General features: G+C 69.0%; 19 protein-coding genes. 14 read left to right on the forward strand and 5 right to left on the reverse strand.

The window, feature by feature from the left end; genetic code table 11:
• Nucleotides 1-2 precede the first annotated feature (2 nt).
• Nucleotides 3-1,298, reverse strand: coding sequence for a ferredoxin:protochlorophyllide reductase (ATP-dependent) subunit N (locus tag J7U37_RS08580; protein WP_247635438.1), 1,296 nt, complete (start codon nt 1,296-1,298; stop codon nt 3-5).
• Nucleotides 1,295-1,798, reverse strand: a complete 504-nt coding sequence (bchF, locus tag J7U37_RS08585; protein WP_056479431.1) for a 2-vinyl bacteriochlorophyllide hydratase — start codon at nt 1,796-1,798, stop codon at nt 1,295-1,297. The genes J7U37_RS08580 and bchF overlap by 4 nt, the downstream gene beginning before the upstream one ends.
• Before the next feature lie 120 nt (nt 1,799-1,918).
• Here bchF and J7U37_RS08590 point away from each other — a divergent pair, with 120 nt between their 5' ends.
• The 8 genes from J7U37_RS08590 (at nt 1,919) to J7U37_RS08625 (ending at nt 10,589) form a co-directional block, all read left to right on the forward strand.
• Nucleotides 1,919-2,989 (forward strand): cobalamin B12-binding domain-containing protein, encoded by a 1,071-nt coding sequence (locus tag J7U37_RS08590; RefSeq protein ID WP_247635439.1) that lies wholly within the window; start codon nt 1,919-1,921, stop codon nt 2,987-2,989.
• 76 nt (nt 2,990-3,065) lie between these two features.
• Nucleotides 3,066-4,517 carry a transcriptional regulator PpsR gene (gene ppsR, locus J7U37_RS08595; RefSeq protein ID WP_247635440.1) on the forward strand — a complete coding sequence of 484 codons (1,452 nt, stop codon included), beginning with the start codon at nt 3,066-3,068 and terminating at the stop codon, nt 4,515-4,517.
• Between the two features lie 149 nt (nt 4,518-4,666).
• A complete protein-coding gene (gene chlG, locus J7U37_RS08600; RefSeq protein WP_056186512.1) occupies nt 4,667-5,551 on the forward strand; it encodes a chlorophyll synthase ChlG in 885 nt (294 codons plus the stop codon).
• Nucleotides 5,551-6,894 (forward strand): BCD family MFS transporter, encoded by a 1,344-nt coding sequence (locus tag J7U37_RS08605; protein WP_247635441.1) that lies wholly within the window; start codon nt 5,551-5,553, stop codon nt 6,892-6,894. The genes chlG and J7U37_RS08605 overlap by 1 nt, the downstream gene beginning before the upstream one ends.
• A 22-nt stretch (nt 6,895-6,916) precedes the next feature.
• On the forward strand, nt 6,917-8,113 hold the full coding sequence (locus J7U37_RS08610) for a geranylgeranyl diphosphate reductase (protein WP_247635442.1): 1,197 nt from the start codon (nt 6,917-6,919) through the stop codon (nt 8,111-8,113).
• Nucleotides 8,110-8,598, forward strand: a complete 489-nt coding sequence (locus tag J7U37_RS08615; RefSeq protein WP_247635443.1) for a TspO/MBR family protein — start codon at nt 8,110-8,112, stop codon at nt 8,596-8,598. The genes J7U37_RS08610 and J7U37_RS08615 overlap by 4 nt, the downstream gene beginning before the upstream one ends.
• Before the next feature lies 1 nt (nt 8,599).
• On the forward strand, nt 8,600-8,956 hold the full coding sequence (locus tag J7U37_RS08620) for a hypothetical protein (RefSeq protein WP_247635444.1): 357 nt from the start codon (nt 8,600-8,602) through the stop codon (nt 8,954-8,956).
• A gap of 34 nt (nt 8,957-8,990) precedes the next feature.
• Nucleotides 8,991-10,589 (forward strand): cytochrome c, encoded by a 1,599-nt coding sequence (locus tag J7U37_RS08625; RefSeq protein WP_247635445.1) that lies wholly within the window; start codon nt 8,991-8,993, stop codon nt 10,587-10,589.
• A 36-nt stretch (nt 10,590-10,625) separates the two neighbouring features.
• Here the strand turns inward: J7U37_RS08625 and J7U37_RS08630 are convergent, their stop codons facing one another.
• The gene (locus tag J7U37_RS08630; RefSeq protein WP_200935796.1) at nt 10,626-10,802 is read right to left on the reverse strand and encodes a hypothetical protein; all 177 of its coding nucleotides are present in this window, start codon (nt 10,800-10,802) and stop codon (nt 10,626-10,628) included.
• Between the two features lie 204 nt (nt 10,803-11,006).
• On the opposite strand from J7U37_RS08630, the gene J7U37_RS08635 reads away from it, so the two are divergent.
• The 5 genes from J7U37_RS08635 to J7U37_RS08655 all read left to right on the forward strand — a co-directional run bounded on the left by J7U37_RS08635 (nt 11,007) and on the right by J7U37_RS08655 (nt 13,827).
• Entirely contained in the window at nt 11,007-11,180 is a 174-nt protein-coding gene (locus tag J7U37_RS08635; protein WP_247635446.1) for a hypothetical protein, read from the forward strand.
• 540 nt (nt 11,181-11,720) lie between these two features.
• Nucleotides 11,721-11,957, forward strand: a complete 237-nt coding sequence (locus J7U37_RS08640; protein ID WP_247635447.1) for a hypothetical protein — start codon at nt 11,721-11,723, stop codon at nt 11,955-11,957.
• A gap of 71 nt (nt 11,958-12,028) precedes the next feature.
• Nucleotides 12,029-12,262, forward strand: coding sequence for a DUF2171 domain-containing protein (locus J7U37_RS08645; protein ID WP_056479407.1), 234 nt, complete (start codon nt 12,029-12,031; stop codon nt 12,260-12,262).
• A 96-nt stretch (nt 12,263-12,358) separates the two neighbouring features.
• Nucleotides 12,359-12,643, forward strand: a complete 285-nt coding sequence (locus tag J7U37_RS08650) for a hypothetical protein (protein WP_056479404.1) — start codon at nt 12,359-12,361, stop codon at nt 12,641-12,643.
• Between the two features lie 332 nt (nt 12,644-12,975).
• A complete protein-coding gene (locus J7U37_RS08655; RefSeq protein ID WP_200935795.1) occupies nt 12,976-13,827 on the forward strand; it encodes a porin family protein in 852 nt (283 codons plus the stop codon).
• Nucleotides 13,828-13,980: 153 nt separating this feature from the next.
• Here the strand turns inward: J7U37_RS08655 and J7U37_RS08660 are convergent, their stop codons facing one another.
• Nucleotides 13,981-14,250 (reverse strand): hypothetical protein, encoded by a 270-nt coding sequence (locus J7U37_RS08660; protein ID WP_247635448.1) that lies wholly within the window; start codon nt 14,248-14,250, stop codon nt 13,981-13,983.
• A gap of 95 nt (nt 14,251-14,345) precedes the next feature.
• Here J7U37_RS08660 and J7U37_RS08665 point away from each other — a divergent pair, with 95 nt between their 5' ends.
• The gene (locus J7U37_RS08665; RefSeq protein ID WP_247635449.1) at nt 14,346-14,540 is read left to right on the forward strand and encodes a hypothetical protein; all 195 of its coding nucleotides are present in this window, start codon (nt 14,346-14,348) and stop codon (nt 14,538-14,540) included.
• 16 nt (nt 14,541-14,556) lie between these two features.
• Here the strand turns inward: J7U37_RS08665 and J7U37_RS08670 are convergent, their stop codons facing one another.
• Entirely contained in the window at nt 14,557-15,942 is a 1,386-nt protein-coding gene (locus J7U37_RS08670; protein ID WP_247635450.1) for an FAD/NAD(P)-binding protein, read from the reverse strand.
• Nucleotides 15,943-16,153 lie beyond the last annotated feature (211 nt).

The following is a 16,153-nucleotide window of genomic DNA, read 5'->3' on the forward strand; positions in this document are numbered from 1 at the left end:
CCTCAGACCTCCAGCCGCGCGCGGCGCTTGAGTGGCCGCGCGAACAATTCGGCGAGGTCGCCGGCTTGGTCGTAGCCCTGGATCGGCGTGAACAGCAGTTCGATCGACCACTTGGTCGCCAGGCCCTCCGCCTCCAGCGGATTGGCGAGACCGAGGCCGCAGATTGTCAGGTCGGGCTTTGCGGCCCGGCAGCGATCCATCTGCGCATCGAGGTTCTGGCCCTCCACCACCTGCGTGCCGGCCGGCAGCAGGGCCAGTTCGGGCGCGTGGTGCTGGCGGTGCAGGTAGGGCGTGCCGACCTCGATCAGCTCGGCGCCCATCTCGCGCGACAGGAAGCGGGCGAGCGGCAGTTCGAGCTGCGAGTCGGGGAAGAAGAACACCCGCTTGGCCGAAAGCCGTTCGCGGTAGAGGTCGAGGGCGATGGCGGCCCGCGCTCGTCCGGGTGCGGTGACGCGCGCGACGGTCTCGCGATCGATGCCGAAGGCCCCGGCGGCGGCGGCGAGCCAGCTGGTGGTGCCCTCCGACCCCAGGGGGAACGGGGCGGCGATCCGCAGGGCGCCACGCGCTTCCAGGGCCCGGGCGGTCTCGGCCAGGAAGGGCTGGGCGAGGAGGTAGCGGGTGTTCGCGCCGAGCACCGGCAGATCGCCGGCCCGGCGCGCCGGCAGGAAGGCCACGTCGGCGATGCCGAGATCGGCGAAGAGGCGGGCGAACTGGTCCTCGACCACGTCGGCCAGGGCGCCGACCACGAGGAGCGAGGGCGCGGCGGTCTCGTCTGCCCGCGGCATCTCGGGCACCAGGGCGGCGAGACAGGCATCTTCGCCCTGCGTAAAGGTCGTCTCGATGCCGCTGCCCGAGTAGCTCAGCACGCGGACGCCGGGATGGAAGCTGCGGGTGAGGCGCTGGGCCGCCCGCGAGAGATCGAGCTTGATCACCTCCGAAGGGCACGAGCCCACGAGGAACAGCAGCCGGATGTCGGGGCGGCGCTCGATCAGGCGCCCGACGACCCGGTCGAGTTCCTCGTTGGCATCGACGAGGCCGGCAAGGTCGCGCTCGTCGAGGATCGCGGTGGCGAAGCGCGGCTCGGCGAAGATCATCACGCCGGCGGCCGACTGGATCAGGTGGGCGCAGGTGCGCGAGCCGACCACCAGGAAGAAGGCATCCTGGATCTTGCGGTGCAGCCAGACGATGCCGGTCAAGCCGCAGAACACGGCGCGCTGGCCCCGCTCCTGGCGGATGTCGCAGCCGGTCTGCGGGGCCGGCCCGATGGGACGTGTCTGGAGCGGCGCGTGGGCGTTCATCGGGCGGCCCCCGCGACGAGGCGGCTGGGCGTGGCCTGGAGCCGGGCGGCTCGGAGCTTGAGCACGAACTGCGCGGCGTTGACGGCGTAGGAGGCGTAGGCGGCGAGCGCCAGAACCATCAGGCCCGCGGTGTCGAGGGCGCCGGTGGCGAGGGCCGCCAGGTAGGCGGTGTGCAGGGCCAGCACCAGCATGCTGACCATGTCCTCCCAGTAGAAGGCGGGGGCGAACAGGTAGCGCCCGAAGACCGCCTTCTCCCAGATCGAGCCGGTGATCATGATGGCGTAGAGGACGAGGGTCTTCACCACGACGGAGAGGTTGGCGGCGAAGGCGCCCTCCCCGGTCGACAGGGTCCTGAGAACGAGCCCGAGGCTGATCGCGAACACCAGGAATTGGAGGGGAGCGAGAATGCCTTGGACCAAGGTCCAGGGCGTGGCATCGCGCCGGGCGCGCTCATCGGCGTCGTAGAGGGGTCGCCTGGGCCTGTCCGCTTTCCGGATCATGCTGATCGCCCCCTTTCTGAGCACCTTGCGACCGGGTCGCCGGGGCTCGTTGAAGGGAGGTTAGGAAGGGTATCCCCGAGTGTCAAGCCAGCTTTACGTCAAAATGCGATGACAGATTGAATGCAGAATAGTTATAAAACGGATATTGAAAAAGCAGTTCGAGCAGGTATCGTGTCGCTCGATCGCAAGTGCTGGGACACCAGCCCTCCCGACGCCGGAGTATCGAGGCGGATCTTTCGAAATTCCGGAATTCGACGCGCAAGATCGAACCGAATTTTACCCCGTCAGCGACATTGGGAGGGACCAATGGATGATGTGAGGCAGTTCGGCGATTGTTTGCGCTACGAACCGACCGGTCGTGATGTCAGCGACCTGTACGATGCCGGAATCGGCGCGCAGCTAGCGGTCTTCGGTCAGGCGATGCGCCTGCAGCGGGACTTGGCGCGCGTGGTCGAGACGGAGATCATTCCGCGCCTGATGCTGGCGCATCAGATCGAGCCACCGCTGCAAACCAGCAATATTTTGCCGGATGCCGTGCAGATTGCGGCGTTCACGGCGCTGATGCTGGCCCCGGCCGGCGACGACCTCGAGTCCCGCCTGACCGAGCTGCTGGCGACCGGTCTCGGTCCCGAAAGCCTGCTCCTCGACCTTCTGGCGCCGACGGCGCGCCACCTCGGCACGCTGTGGGAAGACGATCTCTGCGACTTCGTGGAGGTGACGCGCGCCATGGGTCGCCTGCAGCGAATCATGCGCGAGATGATCAGCCGCTTCGGCGGCGAGCCGACGGTCGTCCGGAGTCATCGCAGGATCCTCCTGCTGCCCTGCCCCGGAGATTCCCACAGGTTCGGCCTCACGGTCGTCGAACGATTTTTCCGGGAGGCCGGGTGGTCCGTCACCTGCACCGCCGCCGAGCCGGACGACGTCAGCCTGCGGCGGATTCGCGAGGGCTGGTTCGACATCGTCGGTCTCTCGCTCGCCTGCGAGACGCTGTTCCCCCGGATGACCGAGACCGTCGCAGCCCTGCGCCGTCACTCCCGCAACGCGGCCGTCCGGGTGATGGTCGGCGGCCCCGCCTTCGCGACCGATCCCGAGAGCTTCCGGTGCGTCGGCGCCGACGCGAGCGCCGGCGACGCGCGACACGCCGTGTCCGTGGCGGAATGCTTGCTTGATCTGTCGCCCATACCCTGCTGAAAGACGTATCCGATCGATCGCATCGATCACAAGATCTCGATCCGACCCATCCGACCACATCCCGACGTGGTGATCCGTGACCAGCCTGGCGCTTCCTGCCGCGAGCCATGCGCTCGCGGCGCTTCAAAAATCCCTCGGTCCTCTCGACGCTCAGGCGGCCGGGCTGCTGGTGGCTGCCGCGACGGATCTCTCCCTGGTGATCGACGCTGAGGGGGTCATCCGGGAAGCGACCTTCGGCAGCGCCGATCTCGCGGATGAGGGGTGCGAGGCCTGGCTCGGCCGGCCCTGGGTCGAGACGGTCACGGTCGAGAGTCGCCCGAAGATCGCCGCCCTTTTGAAGGATGCGGCTCCCGGTGCGGTCACGCGCTGGCGCCAGGTCAACCACATTTCGCCGACCGGCACAGACCTGCCCGTGCGTTACGCCGCCATGCGACTCGCCAAGGACGGGCAGATCCTTGTCCTCGGGCGCAACCTGCGGGCCATGGCTTCGCTGCAACGGACCCTGGCCGAGACGCAGCAGGCCCTGGAGCGCGACTACCTGCGCATGCGCGGGGCCGAGACCCGCTACCGCCTGCTGTTCCAACTCGGGTCGGAGCCGGTGCTGGTGGTGGATGCGGCGACCCGGCGCGTCACCGACGTCAATCCTGCCGCCTCGCGGCTGATCGGCCGGGCGGAGAAGCGCATCGTCGGGCAGGATGCGGTCGACCTGTTCGACGGCGCCAGCCTGCGGGACCTCGAATCGCTGTTCGCCGGGCTGCGGGTGACCGGTCAGGCCGCCGACCTCGATGCAGCGCTCAGCCAGGGTCGCGGCTCGGTCCGTGTCGCCGCCTCGCTGTTCCGGCAGGAGAACGCCACCAGCGTGCTGCTCCGGCTCGCCGCGCCCGACACGGTGGCGCTGGAGGCGGGCGCGGCGCGCGCGGGCATCGGCGCGCTGGATGTCCTGCGCAACCTGCCCGAGGGGTTCGTCGTGACCGATCCGGCCCGGCGCGTGCTCTCCGCCAATCCGGCCTTCCTCGATCTGGTGCAACTCGCCACCGAGGAGCAAGTGCGGGGCCAGCCCCTGGAGACCTGGCTGGGCCGCGAAGAATCGGAGGCCTCCGCCCTGTTCGCGACGCTGGCCCAGCACGGCTTGGTCCGGCACTTCCCGACCCATATCCGCGGCGCCTATGGCGGCGTCGAGGATGTCGAGGTCGCGGCCGTTTCCGTCATCGGCGGAAGCCATCCCTGCCTCGGCTTCACCCTGCGGGCTACGCCGCGCCGGGCCGCGCCGGTCTCCGGCGGGCGTGAACTGCCGCGCTCCGTCGAGCAGATGACGGAGCTGGTCGGCCGCGTCTCCATGAAGAACCTGGTGCGCGAATCGACCGATCTGATCGAGCGCCTGTGCATCGAGGCTGCCTTGCGCATCACCCGCGACAATCGCGCTTCGGCCGCCGAGATGCTCGGGCTGAGCCGGCAGGGCCTCTACGCCAAGATGCATCGCTACGGCATCGGCGATCTCGATGGCCGGGACGTCGCCGACGACGCCTGATGGGCGGGGGCGACTGCGCGCCTCTGGGGCCAACCCGTCGCGCCGCGTCTGATCGCCGTCGCTCCCTCCGCGACCGGCGTGGTCGACGTCGCGACATTGTTGTAAATCAAACTTGACACTCGTGGGTGTAAATATCTAGCGTCGTCTCCATGGCAACGCCAGCACCCAGCGCCCTCATCGAGCTTCTGAAGCCGATCACTTGGTTCGCGCCGATGTGGGCCTTCACCTGCGGCGTGGTTTCCTCGGGCGCCTCGCCCTCCGGGCAATGGCCGGTGATCGCCGCCGGCGTGATCCTGGCCGGACCCCTGGTCTGCGCCACCTCACAGGCGGTCAACGACTGGTACGACCGGCACGTCGACGCCATCAACGAACCCAACCGGCCGATTCCCTCCGGGCGGATGCCCGGGCGCTGGGGCCTCTACGTTGCGGCCGGATGGACCGTCCTGTCGCTCCTGGTCGCGGCGGCGCTCGGTCCCTGGATTCTCGGTGCCGCCCTGGTCGGCCTCGTCCTGGCCTGGATCTACAGCGCCCCGCCCCTGCGCCTGAAGCGCAATGGCTGGTGGGGCAACTCGGCGGTCGCCCTGTGCTACGAGGGCCTGCCCTGGTTCACCGGCGCCGCCGTGATGGCCGCGTCGGTGCCGGACCGCCGGGTGCTGCTGATCGCCCTGCTCTACTCGGTCGGTGCCCACGGCATCATGACCCTCAATGACTTCAAGTCGGTCGAGGGCGACGGCCGCACCGGCATCCGCTCGCTGCCCGTGCAACTCGGCACCCTCGGTGCCGCCCGCCTCGCCTGCCTGGTCATGGCGGTGCCGCAAGTCGCCGTCATTCTCGGGTTGTTCGCCTGGAACCGGCCCTGGCACGCCGCCGTCATCGGCGCCCTGCTGATCGGACAGTTCGTGCTGATGCGCCGGCTCCTCGCCGCACCACGGGAGCGAGCCGCTTGGTACAACGGCACGGGGACCACGCTCTACGTCCTCGGCATGCTGGTGGCGGCCTTCGCCCTGCGGCCCCTGGTCCAGGGAGGTTTCTGATGGCATCCGCGTCCTTCGGCTGGCTCGCCATCGCCCGACTCGGCCTGGTCCAGACCGCGCTCGGCTCCGTCGTGGTGCTGATGACCTCGACCATCAACCGCGTCATGGTCGTGGAACTCGCCCTGCCGGCCATCGTGCCGGGGGCGTTGGTCGCCCTGCACTACGCCGTGCAGGTGCTGCGCCCGCGCTGGGGCTACGGCTCCGACCGCACCGGGCGGCGCACGCCCTGGATCGTCGGCGGCATGGCGGCCCTGGCCCTCGGGGGCTTCGGCGCCGCCGTCGCCACCGCGCTGGCCGAGACGCATCAGACCGCCGGCCTCGCCCTTGCGGTGCTGTCGTTTCTCACCGTGGGCATGGGCGCAGGGGCCGCCGGCACCTCGCTCCTGGTGCTTCTCGCCACCGGTGTCGAGGCGAGGCGCCGGGGCGCGGCCGCCACCGTCGTGTGGGTGATGATGATCGCGGGCTTCGCCATCACCGCACCGCTGGCCGGGCACTTCCTCGATCCGTTCTCGGGCGCCCGGCTAGTCGCCGTCTCCGGCACGGTCTCGCTGATCGCCTTCGGAGTCGCGTGGCTGGCGATCCGGGGCGTCGAGCCGGCGGCCCGGATCGCCGACAGCGCCGGCTCGACCGAGAAGCGCCCGTTCCGCGACGTGCTGGCGCGGGTCTGGGCCGAACCCGAATCGCGCCGCTTCACGATCTTCATCTTCATGGCGATGCTGGCCTACAGTGCCCAGGAACTCATCCTCGAACCCTTTGCCGGCCTCGTCTTCGCGATGACGCCCGGCGTCACCACGAAGCTGGCCGGCCTGCAGCATGGCGGCGTGCTGGCCGGCATGCTTACGGTGGCGGGCATCACGATGGGGATCGGCGGCCCGGTGCTCGGTTCGCTCAAGCTGTGGACCACGCTCGGCTGCGCCGGCTCGGCCCTCGCCCTTCTCGCCATCGCGGGGGGCGGCCTGATCGGCGCCGACTTTCCGCTGCGGGTGCCGGTCTTCGCCCTCGGGGTGTTCAACGGCATCTTCGCGGTGGCCGCCATCGGCTCGATGATGGCCCTGGCCGGTGCAGGTGGCGAGGCCGAGCGCGGGACCCGCATGGGTGTCTGGGGCGCGGCCCAGGGCGTCGCCTTCGGGGCCGGTGGATTTCTGGGCACGGTGGCGGTGGATCTCGCGCGCCTCGTCACCCCGCGGGTGGTCGATGCCTATGCGGGCGTGTTCGCCGCCGAGGCTGTCCTGTTCGTGTTCGCCGCAGGGCTCGCCCTGCGGATCTCCCACGCTCCGGCGACGCAGGTCCCGCGCGCCCGGCGATCCGCGACATCCTTCGAGGCAACGCTTTCTGCGAGGTAGGACCATGCTACGAGACCGGACCATGGCCGCGCTTCGGGATACCGATGGGGAGACCTACGACGTGGTGGTGGTGGGCGGTGGCCCCGCCGGCGCCACGGCCGCCACCGACCTCGCCCGTGAAGGCAGGCGCGTTCTGCTCCTCGACAAGCCGGGCCGGATCAAGCCCTGCGGCGGCGCGATCCCGCCCCGCCTGATCCGCGACTTCGCCATTCCCGATCATCTCCTCGTCGCCCGCATCCGCTCCGCCCGCATGGTCTCGCCCAAGGACAAGCGGGTCGATATGCCGATCGGGGACGGCTTCGTCGGCATGGTCGACCGGGCCGATTTCGATCCGTGGCTGCGCGCGCGCGCCGCCGCCGCCGGGGCGGTGCTGCGCCCGGCCACCTTCCGCCACATCGAGCGCGACGGCGACGGCACTACCGTTCACTATCTCCAGGACGGCTATCCCCGCGCCGCGCGGACGCGCCTCGTCATCGGCGCCGACGGAGCGAGTTCCCCGGTCGGCCGGGCCGAGATCCCGGGCCACGCCGCCATGCGCCAGGTCTTCGCCTATCACGAGATCGTCCGGCTCCCCGAGACCGGGACCCACGATGTCGAGGCCACCCGCTGCGACGTCTATTACCAGGGCAAGCTCTCGCCCGACTTCTACGCCTGGGTCTTCCCGCACGGCGACACCGTGAGCATCGGCACCGGCAGCGCCCGCAAGGGGTTCTCCCTCCGGGGCGCCATCCGGGCGCTGCGGGCCTCCACCGGCCTCGAGGGCGGCGAGACCGTCCGGCGCGAGGGCGCGCCGCTTCCCCTCAAACCCCTGCGCCGGTGGGACAACGGCCGCGACGTCCTGCTCACCGGGGACGCCGCCGGTATCGTGGCACCGGCCTCCGGCGAGGGCATCTACTATGCGATGCTCGGCGGGCGCCTCGCGGCCGAGGCGGCGCAAGCCTTCCTCGCCACCGGGCAGGTCAGGGCGCTTGCCGGCGCGCGTCGCCGGTTCATGCGCCTGCACGGCCGGGTCTTCCTGATCCTGCGGATCATGCAGGGCGTTTGGTACCGCAACGACGGCCTGCGCGAGCGCTTCGTCTCCATCTGCCGGGACCGGGACGTGCAACAGCTCACCTGGGATTCCTACATGAACAAGGAGCTGGTGCGGGCCAAGCCCGCCGCCCATGCGCGGATCTTCTTCAAGGATCTGGCGCACCTCTTCCGCTGGGTCTCGCCATGATCGCCGCGCTGTGGGGACCGGCCGGCATCGCCGCCGTTTCGGCCATCCTGGTGGCCCTGGCGGGCGGGCTTCTGACCACCACCGGACCCTGGTACCAGGCGCTTCGGCGCCCGGCCTGGAAGCCGCCGGACTGGGCCTTCGGTCCGGTCTGGACCACGATCTTCACCCTGACGGCGATCTCGGCCGTGCTCGCCTGGAACGCCGACGCGAGCGTCGCGGCCCGGAGCGCATTGGTGGCGGCGTACGTCGTCAACGCCGTGCTCAACATCGCCTGGAGCGGCCTGTTCTTTCGCCTGCGCCGTCCGGACTGGGCCTTCGTCGAGGTGCTGTTCCTGTGGCTCTCGATCGCGGTGCTGATCCTGGTCACCGTCCGGGTCTCGGGCTTGGCTGCGTCCCTGTTGCTGCCCTATCTCGTCTGGGTCGGCATCGCCGCCTGCCTCAACCGGGCGATCGTCCGCCTCAACGGCCCGTTCCAGCGCGCCTGACATGGAGGCGCTTCTGGCCAGCGGGCACCTCCTCGATGCCATCCTGCTCCTGGTCGCGATCGAGGCCCTGGCCCTGATCCTGTGGAGCCGACGGGTGCGGGGCACCTGGCCGGTCGCGCTCCTGTTCAATCTCGGCTCGGGTGCGGCTCTGATGCTGGCCCTACGCGCCGCGCTGACCGGCGCGGCGTGGCCTGCCATCGCCGGAGGCCTCGCCGTGTCCGGGCTGGCGCACGGTGCCGAGATGGCCCTGCGCCTCGGACTGTTCGCGAGACCGCCACGCTTCGCTGCCCGACCGGTCCGCCGACCCGTCCGTCGACGCGAACCCGAACCCAGGGCCGCCCCCGATCCAAGCCCCTGACCGATCCCCGCACAGCCCGATCCGGAGAGACGCCATGAGATATCGCCGCCCCGCTCTCCCGCTCAGGCCCTGGCGGGTGCTGAATCGCCCCGCCCTCGCGGCCGTTGCCCTGGCCCTCGGTGCTCATGCCGCCGCGGCCCAGAGCGCGGCCCCGGCCGCCGCCGATGCCGATCTGATCAAGCGCGGCGAGTACCTCGCCACCGCCGGGGATTGCGTCGCCTGCCACACGGCGCCGGACGGCAAGCCGTTCGCCGGCAACTACGTGCTCAACACGCCGATCGGCAAGATCCGGACGCCCAACCTCACCCCCGACCCGGAGACCGGTCTCGGGCGATGGAGCGCCGACGATTTCTACCGCGCCTTCCACGAGGGCATCACCAAGGACGGTTCCTATCTCTATCCGGCCTTCCCGTTCGCTTGGTACACCAAGGTCACGCGCGCCGATTCCGACGCGATCTTCGCTTATCTGACGTCGCTGCCGGCTGTGCACGAGCCGCGCAAGCCCTCCGAGATCCCCTTCCCGTTCAACATCCGCACGGCGCTGATCACCTGGCGCACCGCCTTCTTCACGGCGGGCGAGTTCCAGCCCGATCCGCAGGCGAGCCCCGAGGTCAATCGCGGCGGCTACCTCGTCGAGGGGCTCGGCCATTGCGGCATGTGTCACAACGCCAACAAGATCGTGGGCAACAGCGGGCTGGCCGGCAAGCTCGGCGGCGGCGTCATCGATGGGTGGTACGCGCCCAACATCACGCCGGACGACCACACCGGCATCGGCGCCTGGAGCGACGAACAGGTGGTGACCTACCTCAAGACCGGCGCCGCGCCCGGCAACCAGCCCGGCGTCGCGGCCGGGCCGATGCGCCAGACCATCGAGGAATCGCTGTCCAAGCTGACCGATGCCGATCTGAAGGCGATGGTGGCCTACCTGCGCACGCAGAAGGCCAAGGAGAGCTACAAGGTCAAGGACATCCAGGCCTTCAATCAGGCCGACGCCCCCGGCGCCGCGACCTATCTCAGCTACTGCTCGTCCTGCCACAAACCGGATGGCCGGGGCGTCGAGGGCGCGATTCCGGCGCTCGCCGGCAACACCTCGGTGCAGGCGCAGGGGCCGGAGACGGTCATCCGCGTGATCCTCGGCGGCCTCGCGGCGCAGAACGGCTACGCGCCGATGCCGGCCATCGGCGTCGGCATGACCGACCAGGAGGTCGCCGACGTCACCGACTATGTCCGCAATGCCTGGGGCAACGCTGCCCCGGTGATCGGCGAGCGCGGCATCGTCGCCGCGTCGCGCAAGGCCACCGAGACCATGCTGGCCGGGAGCGCGCCCTGCGCCGAGATCGCTCAGCCGGAGGTGGCCAAGGCCATCGCCGAATCCGGCGCAGCCCAGAGCCTTGCCGGCCTGGAGCCGGAGAATTTCATCCCGGTGATCGACGCGCTGCTGCCGAAAATCCGGGCGGCCGCGCCGGAGGCGAAGGGCGACGACATCGTCAACGGGCTGACGACCGCCTTCTGCAAGGCCGCCCGCCAGGATCCGCGCTACGACAAGGCCGGCTGGCACGCGGTGATCGGCAGCTTTTCCAGCGTCACCTACAGCCAGCTGAAAAACCCGGAGCTGCGCGCCGCAAAGCCCTGAGACCCAGCCGCAGGGGTGCCCGCGATCTCCGGCCTCTCAGTGTTCGGTACCCGGCCGGTTCGGCCGGGGCGGCCCGCCATGGGTCTCGACGAAGGCGGAGCGCTCCGGCGACTTCTTCTTGGCCGCGACGCGAACCCGCATCACGAGCAGGGCCGCGATGGCAACGGCGAATGTCGCCAGTGCCAGGCCGAAGATCAGCGTTTGGTCCTGCATGTGACCCCCTGGTGGGATGTGTCGAGATCAATCGACCAGAGGATATCCAGTTCCAGCTTGACGTTAACGAGAGCAGATACAAGGAAATGTTGTTGTTCGAGTTCCGAGGCTCAGAGATCCTGGGTTCGAATACACGACATCGTCGTTCGCGACGCACACCCCGCACGGATGACCTGCCTGCGCCCTCCGGCCGGCGGGAGCGCGGTGAACACGCCCGCCTTTCCCGAAGTTGAGCGGACGAAAAACCCCCGGGAGGACAAGCTGTCCGAGGCCAAGATGGCGCTTCAGCGCGCCATCGACCTCAACGCCGAGGGCGACCCGTCCTGCCGCGACGCCGTTGCGGATCCGCGCAAGCTGATGCCGCACAAGGGCCGCTGACCCGCACGTGCAACGAACGTCCGCGCCAGCTGGCCGGCGTCGCCGCTCAGAGGGGACGCGTCGCCCGAAGGCGGGACAGTTCGAAGGCGGCGAGAGCCATCGGGGTTCCGATGAGGAACAGGGCGAAGAAGAGGGCCATGGTCGATCGTCCGTATCCGTCGGGTGGAGGCGTTGCGCCTGTGCGCGGACGCCCGGGAGACAGACGGTTCAACGCCGATGAGCGGAAGACGGTTCAGACGCGCCGCGCGCCGGCGGCACATGGGCCGGCCAATGCCAACGGCCATGCCGATCGGATTCCTGTGCGCGTACATCCGGCGTCACAGGAATCCGGCAGCATGGCCGTTGCCGGTCAGGTGGTCCGAGACCGCCACCGGCTTGCCCCCTGTGTGAACGAACAGGGTTAAGGAAGCGTGAACGTCGCCGATCCAGGGCGCGGGGCCGGCCGACCCGCCTCCCCTAGAGCGGGGCGCGCCCACTTCAAGAATATCGCCCACGGCCAAGCTTTGCTATCGGCCGGCAACAGACGCGGAGAGACGATGCATGGCGGTGGAAACGCAGGGCGGACCGAAGGACGGGCGCGCGAAGCGCCTTCGGCGGCTCTGGCGCAGGCATGATTCGAACCTCCGGTCCAGCGGCCTTGCGCAAGGCCGACCCCTCATGACCACCCGGCCCGAGGAGACCGATCTCCCGGCGCGCGGATTGACGGCGCGCGAACTCATCAACATGGCCCGGGCGGCCCGCCGGGAACGGCCCCGGGAGCCCTCGACGAGCCACTGAAGCTGGATCGGTCCGCTTCTCGGAACACCGCCTCATCGCTCCCGTTGAGATTGCAACAGGGAGTGAAACCGATGGTCGATGTCGCGCAGATCAAGGAACACGCGAACGTGGTGGGCTCCGATGGCGCCCATGTCGGCACGGTCGATCACGTCGACAAGGGCGAGATCAAGCTGACCAAGACGGACCCGGAGGCCGGGGGCCTGCATCACTTCATCCCCGTGGACTTCGTGCACTCCGTCGAGGGCGGCACCGTGCGGCTCGATCGGCCGGCGGAGGAGGTCAAGCGGGAATGGTCGACGTCCTAGCGCTGCATTGAGCGGCAGCGCTAGGACGTCGCGGGCGGCCCATGCCGGGCCGTCCGTCCGACGCGGCCCGTCCGCGGAACTCAAGGGTTTTTCCTCATGGCTGACGTGATCAACGGCGATTTCGGAACCGGCCGGGCCGCGCTTGCGGGCCTGGAGCGGGTGTTCGGCGAGGCGGCGGGGCTTCGCGTCGGATTGCGCCGCATCGAGGCACCGCATGGCGACGAGTTGCAGGTCACGGTCGGCGCCGAAGGTCTGTCGGTTCCGAGGCATGTGGCAGTGGTTCTCGCCAACCCGGCTGGAGAAGACGAAGCGGACCGGATCGGCAAGGCTGTGCTCGAAGCGCTGCAACTCGCCGAAGGTCTTCGTGATGGAGCCGTCTGAATATTAATCGGATAAGACCTGAATGAAGATGGTTTCTTCCGTTTATGTCCAAATCATCCGGCTTATCTATCAATACTGAAATAATATCTCTGAGTCGAAGAAAATATATTTCGTCTAAGATTCGGGCCATGCAGCCGATCTGATTGCTTTTTATAAACATTCCATGAAATTTATCGGCGTATCCACTGAATATGACCGTGCCTCACACAATCGATCGGAATCTCAAACAAGTCTCTAGTGTTGCATCGATGCACTAGGGACTCGCCTGGACTCTGGATAGACAAGTTTTACACGCATCGTGAATGCGGTCTTCGAGCCGGGCCTGAAAACCAATGATCAAGAAAATCCTCGTCGCTTCCACCGTGCTCGCCGGCCTGACGGCTGCAGCTTCGGCCGCCGATCTTCCCCGCCGCGCGGCTCCCCCGGTTTTCGTGCCGGTGCCGGTGTTCACCTGGACCGGCTTCTATGCCGGCTTCAACGCGGGTTACGGTTTCGATACGGCCAAGAACCAGAGCAACGTCTTCAACAACGTGTTCCCGAACCTCGATGTCGGACCGAGCAGCCCGTCGCAGATCGCCTACTCGAACAACTCCAACGAGGGTTTCACGGGCGGCGGTCAGATCGGCTACAACCACCAGTTCACCCCGGGTTCGGGCTTGGTCGTCGGTGTCGAGGCTGACGCCCAGTATGTCGATTTCGGCCGCAGCCGCACCGCCGCGATCCTGACCCCCGGCTTCGCCCCCGCGCCCGGCGTCACCTTCGTCGATCCGCGCGGCACGGCCGGTCTCGACTACTTCGGCACCGTCCGCGGTCGCGTCGGCTATGCCTTCGACCGCACCCTGGTGTACGGCACCGGCGGCTTCGCCTACGGCGCCGGCAGCAACGAGCGTTCGTTCGGCGGCTACCGCGGCAACGACAGCTTCCGCACCGGCTGGGCCGCTGGCGGCGGTATCGAGTACGCGCTCCCCACCGACTCGTTCCTGAACTTCTTCCGCTCGTCGGCCGTCACGCTCAAGGTCGAAGGCCTGTACGTGAACCTCGACCAGGGCAACAAGAGCCCGGGCGTCTACGCCGTCGACACCAACAACGTGCTCTACCGCCAGCCCGGTTTCACCAACCGCAACAGCGGGACCGAGTTCGCCGTCGTCCGCGCCGGCCTGAACTACAAGTTCGGCGCCTACTAAGACCGCGAGAGCACTCGGTTCGGCCGAAGCGCTCCCCAGTCCCGATCATCTGGCCGCTTTCGTCGAAGCGCGCCCCGAGGAGCGATCCTCGGGGCGTTTCTACGTTTGAGTTCGCTCGGCACCTGGCCCGCCCGCCTGCCGGTATGGGCGGGCTCAGGCCAGGGGTTGGCTCACATAGGCCACCATCATCTCGGCGACGGCGCGGTCGGCGTAATCGGCAAGGCTCTCGCGGCCCGCCACCGGGAACGCCTCGACCACGCGGCGCCCGGCAAGCAGGGCGGAGAGTTCGTGCGGCAGCAGGCCATTCTCGATGGCCGCCTCGGCCGCCGCCCTGCCGTAGCTGCGCCGAAGGCTGCGTGGCCCGAACAGGGCGGCGCCACCGGCCGGTCCGGCGCTCTCAGTCGATCTGACGTGAAGTTCCATGACGATGGTCCCCGATCCTCGTGTCCGTTGCGCATGCTCCCTCGATCGGCCAGCGGCAGCGGCAGCAGGATGGGCGGACGGAGATGGGGTTCGAGATGGACGTGGACATCGGCACAGGCATCGGCAAGGGACTCCTCTCCATCCGGCGGCTGATTGGGACCGCCGACGGCAGAAATCTACCGGATCGCCTGGGCAAAGTGCTTCTGAAGTTCCGGCCGGCGGTAGGCGCAAACGGATGGCCGGGGCCTCTTCGAGAGAACGTGCTGCCCGGCGGTGACGAGCAAGCCTGAGCGCCGGTGGATCGCATCAGCTTGAGATCCGCCCCGCCACGCGGTCGGCGAGGTCGCCGGCAGCGTCGCGGATATCCGGTACGGCAATGCATTCCCAGAGCACACCGCGCAGCATCGGGCCGAACGCCCAGAGCGGCGCATCGGTCGCTCGGCCCTCCTCCGGCCCGGTCACCGCACCGCCGGGCGTCGCCGCGATGCCGAGGCCGAAGGGACCGGGCTGAATCAGGCCACGTCTCAGCAGCGCGCGGATGAGCGGATCCTCGGTCTCGGCGAGGCGGCTGAAGCCGGTGGCGTCGAGGATTGCCTGGGCCGCGATGGTCTCGCGATCCCGGGTTCCGCGCGGGCGGATGGTCACCACCGCATGCTCCGGCGTATCGGAGAGGGCGACGATGCGCGCGGCCCGCACGACCAGCTGCCCGCGCCGGATCTCGGCGGCGATGGCCTCGGCGGCCGGTGGCGCCGTGCGGTGGCGGTGCACGTCCCAGTAAGGCCGGATGTGGCGCAGCACCCGGGCCTGCTCGGTCGGGGGCAAGCCGGTCCAGAGTTCGTCGGTCACCGGGCGAAGGGCGTCGATCACCCCGCGCCAATCCGCCCCCGCCGCCTCGGCCGACGCGACCGCGTGCCGAACCGCGCCGAAGAGCTTGCGCGCCGAGGCCCGGATCTCGGGCGTCAGGCTCGGGCGGTGCCTGGCCGCGACCGGCGCGTGGGGCTTCGGTAGCAATCCCCGGCGCGATACGGCGACGATGCGGCCCGCAAAGCCCGCATGCCGGAGGGTCGCGACGGAATCCATCATCGTCAGGCCGGTGCCGATCACCAGCACATCGCGGTCCGGGTCGAGCGACCCGAACGTGTCCGGCCGCCAGGGATCGCGCCGGTACCGGCTCGCTGCGACGACCGGCCCCGGCAGGTTGCCCATGGCGAGGACGAGGCCGGCCACCCGTCGGGTCGTTCCATCCCCGTCGTGCAGCACGAAGCCCTCGGGGGTTCGTTCGACATCGACGATCCCCGCATGGATCGCCTGAAGCCGGTCGCCCGCCCCGGCGACCACGCGCTCCCAGCGGGCGGCGAGATAACGGCCATACACGCCCCGCGACGCGAAGGTCCCTGCTTCGGTGACGCGGATGCCCCTGCGCTCAGTGACATCGAACGGAGTGCGGGCCAGCCACTCCGCAAAGTCGTCCTGACGGTCGGGGTCGGCGCTCATCTGTGTCGCCCGCAGGTTCAGCAGATGATCCGGGTTCGCGGTGGCGTAGGCGAGCCCGAGGCCGAAGGGGCGGCTGCGCTCGTAAAGCAGCACCGGGCGGTCGGGCGGGAGCGCGCCCAGCAGACGCTCCGCCGCCATCAGGCCACTGAACCCGCCGCCGATCACCGCAACGGGCAACGGCCGTGTTTGTGAGGTCATGGGGTCCACTCCCGAGGCGTCGCGCTGTCATAGGATCGTCCGTTTTAAAGAACAAGGCGCTTGGGTGTTCGTCGATCCAAAGCCAGGTTGGTCAAAGATCTTCGCGGGTTCCATCCGGATATCTTGGTCTTGCGATCGAATTTCTCGCCGAGCCATGCGGATTGGAAAGATCTTCTGTGAGGCATCGTTCTGAAAAACGAACGTTCTCGTT

Origin of the sequence: Methylobacterium sp. 37f, from assembly GCF_023093475.1 — a bacterium.
In the GTDB taxonomy this organism is placed as follows: domain Bacteria; phylum Pseudomonadota; class Alphaproteobacteria; order Rhizobiales; family Beijerinckiaceae; genus Methylobacterium.